Below are 6,902 nucleotides of genomic sequence, written 5' to 3'. Positions count from 1 at the left end.
CCGTGTTCGAATGGCCGCCGATGCGATCATTCTTCTCATAGACGGTCACGTCGTGCCCGCGCGAAAGCAGCCAGGCGGCCGACAAGCCGGATATGCCGGTGCCGACAACGGCAATACGCAGCCGCTGGCGGTCGGAACCGCGCCTGTCGAAGGGGCGGGAAGCGCGGTCATCGAAAGGGGCCATGGTCAATCTCGATAAGGGAAAATGGTCACTGTTCCATACGGCCCGCTCCCGGCCGCGGATCACCCTGCGCCCGAACGTCGCTCTATTCCCGGCTTTCACAATCATTGCCCAGCCCTCTAGACTCGACACAACATCTGTCCGCTAGTGATCCGCGGGCAGTCCGGGCCCGTATCTGGCATATGACCGCAATCGGAAATTTGCAGATCAGCTCGGCCCGAGCCGGCCGCACCAAGTGGCGGCCGAATCTGAGAAAGCTGGGCCTGATGGATCGAGACAGGACGCCTGCCACGACGTCGGAAGGATTGGCGAGGGAAATGTCGGCCCTGATCGCCGCCATAGCGCAGCACGGCGACCGCACGGCCTTTGCCCGGCTTTTCGGCCATTATGCGCCGCGCGTGAAATCCTACCTGCGCCGCATGCAAGTCGACGAGCGTCTCGCCGAGGATCTCGCCCAGGACGTGATGTTGACCGTCTGGCGCAAGGCCGGCCTGTTCGATCCGGCCAAGGCATCTGCCGGCACTTGGATTTTCGCGATTGCGCGAAATCGTTTCATCGACACGGTGCGCCGCGAACGTCGCCCCGATCTTGATCCGGCCGACCCGATGCTGGTACCCAAAGCGTCGCGTCCGGCGGATGAAAGCATGGCGGCGACCCAGATCGGCGCGCGCGTCCATGCGGCCATATCGGCTCTGCCGCCGGATCAGGCCGAAGTGGTGGCACTGTCCTTCCTTGAGGGTCTGCCCCATTCGGCCATTGCCGAACGCCTCGACATTCCGCTCGGTACCGTCAAATCGAGACTGCGACTTGCTTTCGGCCGCCTGCGGGCGGTGCTGGAGGATTTGAAATGACTGCCCTGTCCCGGAACCCCTCGACTGTCACTCATCGCCTCGGCGACGAGTGGCTGATGGCCTATGCGGCAGGCGCTTTGTCGGAAGGCCAGTCGCTGCTGGTGGCCACGCATCTGAGCTTTCTCGACGATGCCGCCGAACGCCTGGCCGTCGCCGAGGCGGCGGGCGGCGCGCTGCTCGAAACGATTTCCCCCGATCTGATGGCGCCCGATGCCCTCGCGCAGACGCTGGCCCGCCTCAACGCGCCGCTGCCCGCAACGCCGGCACCCGCGCCGCAGGTAGCAGGCGCCGACCTCCTGCCGGCACCGCTGCGCGACTGGCTCGGCGGCGGCGTCGACGATCTCAAGTGGAGTTTCCTCGGGCCGGGCATGAAGAAGGTCAAGCTCTGGCGCGGCGGACCCAACGACCAGCGCCTCTGGATGCTGCGCGCACAGCCCGGCATTCAGGTGCCGAAGCATGGCCATCGCGGCACCGAGCTTGTGCTGGTGCTGAAAGGCAGCTTCAGTGATCCGCATGGCCGCTTCTGCGCCGGCGATGTCGAGGAGAGCGACGACAACCGCATGCACGCCCTCGGAATCGATGAGGGCGAGGAATGCATCTGCCTCGCCCTCACCGAAGGCCCGATCCGCTTCGAAAGCTGGCCCGCGCGGATGATCCAGCCCTTTATCGGGCTCTGACCGCTAGAACCGCGCCGTCGCCACCAGCCGCACATTCCGGCCTGGCTGCAGCACCTCGTTCTTCTTGAACGAGCTGTGATGACGGATGTCGTGATCGAGCAGGTTCTCGCCCACCAGCGCCAGTTCGACAGGCTGGTTCCCGGTCATCGACGGCGGCACCAGATAACGCAGCTCGGCCTTGAGATTGGTATAGCTGCCGGTCTCGACCTCATTGGCATCGAGCCGGTCTTGGGCGAAGGCGTGCAGGAAGCCGAGCTTGCCCGACAGCGCCTCGCCCGCATAGAAGACCCCGGCGCCGGCCCGCATCGGCGGAATGCGCGGCACGTTGCCGCCCGCATCGAGGGTGGCGCGCACCATGTCGAACTGCCCGGTGACGCCGGCCCTGGCCGTGCCCCAGCGCATCAGCGTCACGCTGCCCGCCGCTTCGAAACCGCGAAAGGTCGCGTCGTCCTGCGTGAAGAACACCTGATCGAGTTCGCTGCCGGCGCCATGCGGCGTACACGTATCGAAATCGTCGTCGCAGGTTTCTCCCGTCAGCCGCTTGTAGATGAAGTCGCTGAACGAAGTATGGAAGATCGCCGCCTCGAAGGAAAAGTCGTCGCCTTCGCGCCGCGCGCTGAATTCGATCGACTGCGCCGTCTCCTTGTCGAGCGCCGGATCGCCGAGCTCGAAGGTTCCGGTTGCCTCGTGCGGACCTTTCGAGAAAAGCTCCAGCGCGTCCGGCGCCCGCTCGACACGCTGCACCGTCGCGCCAAGCACGAATCCGCCGGCAAGCGTGTAGACGAGCCCCGCCGAACCGCTGACCGGAATAAAGCGCCGCGATACGGCATAGTCGAAAGGGGCGAGCGGTACGCTCACATCGAGCGCCCGGCCCGAGACATCGACATGCTCGACACGGCCCCCGAGCTGCAGCTTCAGCCCGTCGCCGAGCGGCGTTTCCTCGAAGATGAACCCGGCCACCGCATCGGTCTCGGTCGGCGCCAGCAATTCGCCGCCTTCGCCCGCTGCCTCGATCTGCCGGTTGCGCAACTGCATCCCGACGGCGCCGTTGAACAGCCCAACCGCGCGGTGCAGCAATTCCGCGCGCGCTTCCCATTCCTTGTTATCGAAGCGCGAGCCGGTGTCGCCGGCGCCGTCGATTTCGCCATGCGAATAATCGCTGTAGCCGCCGGCAAGTTCGAGCCCGCTGAAAAACCCCGAAGAAAATTCCAGCCCGCTCGATGCCTGCAACTTGGTCTGCCGCATTTCGATATGGATCGGATCGGCCGGATCCTCGGGCGCGGGTATGCCGTATTCGCTGTCGTAATGGCTGACGGAAACGCCGGCATGACCGTTTTCCAGCAGCACCGATGCGCCACCCGCCACACCCGCGCTCTCGGTCCATGTATGATGCTGTCGCTTGGTCGGCTGATCCGGAATCTGGTAATTGCCGGTCTTGCGCGCGAATGTATCGACATGCCAGACCACATTGCCGGTCGCGACATTGAGATCGGCATAGCCCTGCCGCCCGTAATCGACGTGATTGTAGCTGGCCGACGCTTCGCCCTCGAAGCCGTTCCTGGGCATCGCTGTGGGAATGCGATTGTTGATGACATTGACGACGCCGCCGATCGCCTCGCTGCCATAGCGCAGCACCGCCGGCCCACGCACCACCTCGACGCGCTTTGCCGACAGGGGATCGATCGGCACGCCATGATCCTCGCTGACCGAGGAGACGTCGCCCGCGCCGATGCCGTTTTCCTGCATCCGGACCCGCATATTGTCGAGGCCGCGAATGATCGGCCGGCTGGCGCCCGCCGCAAAGGAACTCGCGGCGATGCCGGGCCTGTCGCCCAGCAATCCGCCGATACTGGCCGCCGGCGAGGCGAGGATTTCATCGCGCGTGACCACGGTGACGGGCGCCGCCAGCTCATCGAGCGGCGAGGCAAGCGGCGAGGCCGTGACGAAGAGCGTCGGTGCGACCGCCTCCTCGGCCAGCGCGTTTGATCCCACGCCCAGCGCCAGAACCGAAGCGGCCGCGTAAAGCGGCGAAGCGATGCGTTTCATGTGAAGCCCCCTGGAGACGATCGATCTCAACACGTGATGTTATAATATAACAAACTCATAAGGCCTTCCACCGCCGGGATCAACCCCCTTGGGAAGGAAAGCGAAACTGCTCTAGGCTGACCGCCGCGGGCGCGGGCGGAAGGAACGGCGATGGCAAAAGACACGAAAACCGGAAAACCGCCGAAGCGGTCCGTCGCGCCTGTCGCGGCGCTCTCCGACAAGCGGTATCGCAAGGAACTTTATGCGCTTCAGGTTGAACTGGTGAAGCTGCAGCGCGATGTCATCGCCAATGACCGCCGCCTGCTGGTGATCTTCGAGGGCCGCGACGCCGCCGGCAAGGACGGTATCATCAAGCGCATCGTCCAGCATCTGAGCCCGCGCGAAACCCGTGTGGTCGCGCTCGGCAAGCCGTCGGACCGCGAACGCAGCGAGTGGTACTTCCAGCGCTTTACCGCTCATCTGCCGGCAGCCCAGGAACTCGTGCTCTTCAACCGGAGCTGGTACAACCGCGCCGGCGTCGAGCACGTCATGGGTTTCTGCACCGGCGAGGAGCATGAACGCTTCATGGCCTCGGTGCCGCTTTACGAGAACATGCTGACGGGATCTGGCATCGTGCTGATGAAATATTATCTCGACATCACCAAAGCCGAACAGAAGGCGCGGCTCGCCGACCGCGCGAAGGATCCGTTGAAGCAATGGAAGATTTCGCCGGTCGACCATGTGGCGCTGAAGCACTGGCGCGACTACAGCCGCGCGCGGGACGAAATGCTCGCCCGCACCCACAGCCTGCACGCACCCTGGAGCGTCGTGCGCGCCGACGACAAGCGCGCGGCGCGCCTCAACGTGATCCGCGATCTCCTGGCCCGCGTCGATTATCGCGGCAAGGACGTGACGCTCGCCGCGCCCGACCGCAAGGTGGTCTTGGCCTTCGAACCTGCCCTGCTGACATCGGGCCGCGTCGCGCCATGAACTACCGCCACGCCTATCACGCCGGCAATTTCGCCGATGTGATGAAGCACGCCGTCCTCGCCCTCGTGATCGAGCACATGAAGCTGAAGGACAAGCCCTTCTTCCTGCTCGACACCCATGCCGGCGCCGGCGAGACGGATCTCTCCGGCATCGAGGCGCAGAAGACCGGCGAGTTCCGCGCCGGCATCGCCCGCGTGCTGGCCGCCGAAACCCCGCATCCGGCGCTGGAACCTTACCTCGCGGCGCTGGGCGACGAGCCGCTTGCCCGCTATCCGGGCTCGCCGCTCCTTGCCGTGCGGCTGGCGCGCGAAACCGACCGCCTCGCCTTCTGCGAATTGCACCCCGACGATGCCGCCCAACTGAAGCAGTACTTCGCCCGCGACGCCCGCGTCAAAACGCATGAGAGGGACGGCTATGCGGCGCTGAAAGCGATGCTGCCGCCGAAGGAGCGCCGCGGCCTGGTGCTGATCGACCCGCCTTTCGAATCCCGCGACGAAATCGCCCGTCTCTTCGACGCGTTGATGGACGCGGTCGAACGCTTCGCAACCGGCACTTACATCATCTGGTATCCGGTGAAGGACCCGTCCGTCTCCGGCGCCTTCCTCGAACGTCTCGCCGAGGACGGTCCACCGAAATCGCTCTGCCTCGAACTTCACATCATGGCCGCAGATCCCGCCCGCATGACCGGCTGCGGCCTCGTCGTCGTCAACCCGCCCTGGACACTGGCGGGTTCCGCCCGCGACATGCTCGACTGGCTGGCCGAAACCCTCGCGCAAGCCCCCGGTGCCCGCGCCCGCGAGGAATGGCTGAGGCCCTGACGCCCCAACGAATCGAATGACCCGAACGCCGCTTCCAGTCTATAAAGGCGCCCGACGCCACCCCTGACAAACAGTCAGGTAGAACAAGGACAAGGCGCGTGGACCGGGAGCATCCCCCGACGGACGAGGAAGAACGCCGGCTTCGCCTCGGCGCGGCCGAAACGGCCTATGAGGCCGAGATCGAAGCCAATCTCAGGCGCAACTATGCGGCCAATCTCGCCCATGGCCTGCTCGGCCAGACCGGCTTCCGTCTCGTCAACGCGCCGACATTCGTGCCGGCCTATATCTTCCTGCTCTCGGGTTCGGAGTTTCTGGTCGGCCTGGCGCTGGCCGCACAATGGTTCGGGGCGTCCGCCTCCTCGATCTTCGGCGCGACGCTGATCGAACACCGGAAACGCGTGCTGCCGGTGGGCCTGCTGATCGGCTGGGGCATGCGCGCCGGCGTGCTGGGCCTGGCGCTGGGCGGCTTCTTCCTGCCCGACCGCTGGGCGCTCGTCACCGCCATCGGTTTCCTCTGCCTCTTCGGCCTTTTCAACGGCATGCAGGCCGTCATCTTCAACACGCTGATGGCAAAAGTGATCCCGCTCCGCCTGCGCGGGCGCCTCACCGGCTTCCGCAATTTCGCCGCCGGCCTCACCGCCGCCGGCGTCTCCTGGATGGGCGGCCATTATTTCGTCGAGGGAAATCTCTTCGGCAACGGCTATGCCTCGACCTTCCTGATGGCCTTCATCCTGACCTCGATCGGCCTCTCGCTCCTGATGCTGGTGCGCGAGCCCGAACCGCCGACGATCCGCAGCCGCGCCACGCTGGGCGGCCGCCTGCGCGACATTCCGATGATGCTGAAGGCCGATCCCGCCCTTGGCCGCTTCTATGTCGCCGCCGGCCTCGCAGCCCTCGGCACCATGGCGGTCCCCTTCTACATTCTCTATGCCGGCGAGCGTATCGGCCTTTCGGGCGCCACGCTCGGCATCCTCTCGACCGCCTTCCTGCTCGCCCAGACCACCGTCAATCTGCTCTGGGGCTCGCTCGCCGACCGTTTCGGCAATCGCCTCGTCTTCATCCTCTCGGTCGGAACTTGGGGCCTGGCCACCGTCATGCTGCTTGCCGTCGACACGCTCTGGCCGCTCGCCATCGCCTTTGCCGGCCTCGGCGCGGGCCAGGGCGGTTTCCAGAACGCGAACCAGAACATCATCGTCGAGTTCGGCGCCCGCGACGACCTGCCCATGCGCATCGCGATGCTGAACACCGCGACCTCGCTGATGCATGCGGCGGGGCCGCTGCTCGGCGGCGTCATCGCCTATGCGATCTCCTTCGACGCCCTCTTCGCCCTCTCGATCGCGGTCCTCCTCGCCGCCGTCCT

At 65.6% G+C, this 6,902-nt stretch carries 7 protein-coding genes; 5 read left to right on the top strand and 2 right to left on the bottom strand.

From position 1 onward, the window contains the following. A partial coding sequence (locus WEB61_RS02445; RefSeq protein ID WP_368062741.1) for an FAD-dependent oxidoreductase occupies positions 1–184 on the bottom strand: 184 nt, incomplete at its 3' end. A 314-nt stretch (positions 185–498) separates the two neighbouring features. Here WEB61_RS02445 and WEB61_RS02440 point away from each other — a divergent pair. Both WEB61_RS02440 and WEB61_RS02435 read left to right on the top strand, forming a co-directional pair. Continuing rightward, positions 499–1,032, top strand: coding sequence for a sigma-70 family RNA polymerase sigma factor (locus WEB61_RS02440; protein WP_368062740.1), 534 nt, complete (start codon positions 499–501; stop codon positions 1,030–1,032). After that, positions 1,029–1,709 carry a ChrR family anti-sigma-E factor gene (locus WEB61_RS02435; RefSeq protein WP_368062739.1) on the top strand — a complete coding sequence of 227 codons (681 nt, stop codon included), beginning with the start codon at positions 1,029–1,031 and terminating at the stop codon, positions 1,707–1,709. The genes WEB61_RS02440 and WEB61_RS02435 overlap by 4 nt, the downstream gene beginning before the upstream one ends. Before the next feature lie 3 nt (positions 1,710–1,712). Here the strand turns inward: WEB61_RS02435 and WEB61_RS02430 are convergent, their stop codons facing one another. Continuing rightward, positions 1,713–3,755 (bottom strand): TonB-dependent receptor, encoded by a 2,043-nt coding sequence (locus WEB61_RS02430; RefSeq protein ID WP_368062738.1) that lies wholly within the window; start codon positions 3,753–3,755, stop codon positions 1,713–1,715. Positions 3,756–3,905: 150 nt separating this feature from the next. On the opposite strand from WEB61_RS02430, the gene ppk2 reads away from it, so the two are divergent. From ppk2 to WEB61_RS02415, 3 genes are all read left to right on the top strand, one after another. Next, positions 3,906–4,724, top strand: coding sequence for a polyphosphate kinase 2 (gene ppk2 / locus WEB61_RS02425; protein WP_368062737.1), 819 nt, complete (start codon positions 3,906–3,908; stop codon positions 4,722–4,724). Beyond that, positions 4,721–5,542 carry a 23S rRNA (adenine(2030)-N(6))-methyltransferase RlmJ gene (locus tag WEB61_RS02420; RefSeq protein ID WP_368062736.1) on the top strand — a complete coding sequence of 274 codons (822 nt, stop codon included), beginning with the start codon at positions 4,721–4,723 and terminating at the stop codon, positions 5,540–5,542. The genes ppk2 and WEB61_RS02420 overlap by 4 nt, the downstream gene beginning before the upstream one ends. 98 nt (positions 5,543–5,640) lie before the next feature. Beyond that, positions 5,641–6,902 (top strand): MFS transporter (locus WEB61_RS02415; protein WP_368062735.1); only part of this gene is annotated, 1,262 nt, incomplete at its 3' end.

Origin of the sequence: Parvibaculum sp. (assembly GCF_040882025.1) — a bacterium.
Classification (GTDB): domain Bacteria; phylum Pseudomonadota; class Alphaproteobacteria; order Parvibaculales; family Parvibaculaceae; genus Parvibaculum.
The sequence above is the reverse complement of the archived record's forward strand: the minus strand, read 5'-3'. Positions and strand labels throughout refer to the sequence as shown.

Coding starts and splice junctions, on each gene's coding strand:
- WEB61_RS02440 (WP_368062740.1), top strand. CDS start 499: ATGTCGGCCCTGATCGCCGCCATAGCGCAGCACGGCGACCGCACGGCC.
- WEB61_RS02435 (WP_368062739.1), top strand. CDS start 1,029: ATGACTGCCCTGTCCCGGAACCCCTCGACTGTCACTCATCGCCTCGGC.
- WEB61_RS02430 (WP_368062738.1), bottom strand. CDS start 3,755: ATGAAACGCATCGCTTCGCCGCTTTACGCGGCCGCTTCGGTTCTGGCG.
- ppk2 (WP_368062737.1), top strand. CDS start 3,906: ATGGCAAAAGACACGAAAACCGGAAAACCGCCGAAGCGGTCCGTCGCG.
- WEB61_RS02420 (WP_368062736.1), top strand. CDS start 4,721: ATGAACTACCGCCACGCCTATCACGCCGGCAATTTCGCCGATGTGATG.